This window comes from Campylobacter sp. RM9328 (genome assembly GCF_012978615.1).
On record NZ_LIWF01000034.1, the window covers coordinates 1 to 2,115 of the forward strand.

A 2,115-nucleotide genomic window follows, 5' to 3' on the forward strand; every position below is an offset into this window, starting at 1 on the left:
TCACACTTGTTTAGGTTTGAGAGATTGATTTATAAAGTAGTTATTTAAGGGCCTATAGCTCAGCTGGTTAGAGTGCACCCCTGATAAGGGTGAGGTCACAAGTTCAAGTCTTGTTAGGCCCACCATTTATATTTCGTCTGCTAATGAATATTTTTATTATATTTCTTAATTTTTTTTTAAATTTATTTTTGAATTTTATTTTCTATTTTTAATTTATTTTATATCTTATATAATTCCTATTTTTTAGGAGTTAAGAAATGAGTAAGATAGCTTTTCCTATTACTATTGTCGATTGCATTGACATTGGTTTGGATTTAGGAAAAATTCAAAATAAACTACAATCATATTATGATGAATATGAAGATGATTTATATTTGTTGCATAAAAATAAAATCGATTATATCTCTAAATTTATGAAAATTAATAATGATGAAATTTATAAAAATATTAATTTTGATTTTTCATCTATAAATTTGGATAGCAGTATTTTAAAAACAATTTCATTATTTAAATCAAATAGAAAACGACTTATTTCTAAATATATCATCGATATTAAAAATGAAAATTTTAAAATTGAAAGAATACCCGCAAATAATTTTCTCCAATCTCTCGCATTTATAGCAGATGAAAAGTTTGATTATAGAAAAAGTGAAAGAAAATTTAAAGAATTGCCTGATAATTTATTTGATTGTGATTTAAGAGCTATGCTTAAATTTACCTCTTTTAAAATAGGTAGATATATAAAAAAATCTAAATTTGCAATTACAGTTCATCATACTTTTATATTCTGTGAAAATGGTAGAAAATCTACAAATTCACCAGAAGGAATACACCAAGATGGAATGGATTTTATAATGTCTGCTTTTGTTATCGATAGACAAAATATCAATGGTGCAAAAAGTATAATCTATAAAAATGATAAAAAAACAAAAATATTTGAAACAATATTAAAAAATGGTCAAGGAATTATTCAGCCAGATTTAAATAGTGGATTATGGCATGAAGTAACAGAAATTTCTCAAATAAATATTAACGAAGTTGGTTATAGGTCTAGCATAGGTTTTGATATAGAGGTTTTAGAATGAAATTAAAAATTCAAAGTGGGGAATTCGTAATAGAAAAAATAGATAAAAATGCCACAATAAATTTATCTGATGATTTGTTTTGCGTAGTTAATGAGTTTGATTGTTATACAATTATAAAAAATAAATTAAAAAAATCATATAATACGCAAATTTTTAAAGCATTTTATATAGATGAAATTTTTGATTTTTCACAAAGTGGCATCTTGTTCGAGGTATTAAGACCGCTTAAAGAAGAATGTATAAGTGTATTAGTTGTATCAGCTTACGAAAGAGATTATATTTTTGTTAATAAAAATGATTTTGATAAAGTAAAGAAAATTATTGGATTATAGTTATGCAAAATTTTATTTTTTTAAAAGGATTTTTTCTATCACTTTCGTTGATTATGGCAATTGGAGCTCAAAATGCTTTTGTTTTGCGACAAGGTATAGCTAAAAATAATGTATTTTATGTTTGTCTTGTATGTTTTTTATGTGATTTTGTATTGATATTAGCTGGAATTTTCGGTGTTGGTGAAGTTATAGCAAAAAATGTGGTAGTAAATATATTAATCACAACTTTTGGAATTTTATTTGTTAGCTATTATGCTATAACAGCATTAATTTCAGCTTTTTCTAATAAAAATAGTATGAAATTTGAAATGGAGCATTCAAATTTTTCTATTAAAAAAACTATTATTTTAACCATTTGTATTACACTTTTAAATCCCCATGTTTATTTAGATACTGTTTTTGTGGTAGGAGCTTCAGCTTTAACATTTGATATTAAAGAGAAGATACTTTTTGCATTTGGTAGTCTTTCTGCTTCGTTTATATGGTTTTTTTCATTAGGCTTTGGTGCTAAAAAATTTAGTCACTTCTTATCAAAACCGATAATTAACAAGATTATAGATATATTTATTGCTATTATTATGTTTTTTGTTGTTTCCACTCTAGTAAAATTTCTTTTAAAAATATTAGAAATTTAATAATTATTTAAGCATTACTCTTGTATAATTCCAACTCACTTTTAAAGAATATCTTAAAAAGTG

At 24.1% G+C, this 2,115-nt stretch carries 3 protein-coding genes and 1 tRNA gene; all 4 read left to right on the top strand.

The genetic code is table 11. The annotated features are described in order from the left end of the window. Nucleotides 1-48 precede the first annotated feature (48 nt). A tRNA-Ile gene (locus CCAL9328_RS10450) sits at nt 49-125 on the top strand. Nucleotides 126-257: 132 nt separating this feature from the next. Then, nucleotides 258-1,085, top strand: coding sequence for a 2OG-Fe dioxygenase family protein (locus CCAL9328_RS10455; RefSeq protein WP_096015735.1), 828 nt, complete (start codon nt 258-260; stop codon nt 1,083-1,085). Continuing rightward, entirely contained in the window at nt 1,082-1,417 is a 336-nt protein-coding gene (locus CCAL9328_RS10460) for an ACT domain-containing protein (RefSeq protein WP_096015734.1), read from the top strand. The genes CCAL9328_RS10455 and CCAL9328_RS10460 overlap by 4 nt, the downstream gene beginning before the upstream one ends. 2 nt (nt 1,418-1,419) lie before the next feature. Beyond that, entirely contained in the window at nt 1,420-2,052 is a 633-nt protein-coding gene (locus tag CCAL9328_RS10465) for a LysE/ArgO family amino acid transporter (protein WP_096015733.1), read from the top strand. Nucleotides 2,053-2,115 lie beyond the last annotated feature (63 nt).

Coding starts and splice junctions, on each gene's coding strand:
- CCAL9328_RS10465 (WP_096015733.1), top strand. CDS start 1,420: ATGCAAAATTTTATTTTTTTAAAAGGATTTTTTCTATCACTTTCGTTG.
- CCAL9328_RS10460 (WP_096015734.1), top strand. CDS start 1,082: ATGAAATTAAAAATTCAAAGTGGGGAATTCGTAATAGAAAAAATAGAT.
- CCAL9328_RS10455 (WP_096015735.1), top strand. CDS start 258: ATGAGTAAGATAGCTTTTCCTATTACTATTGTCGATTGCATTGACATT.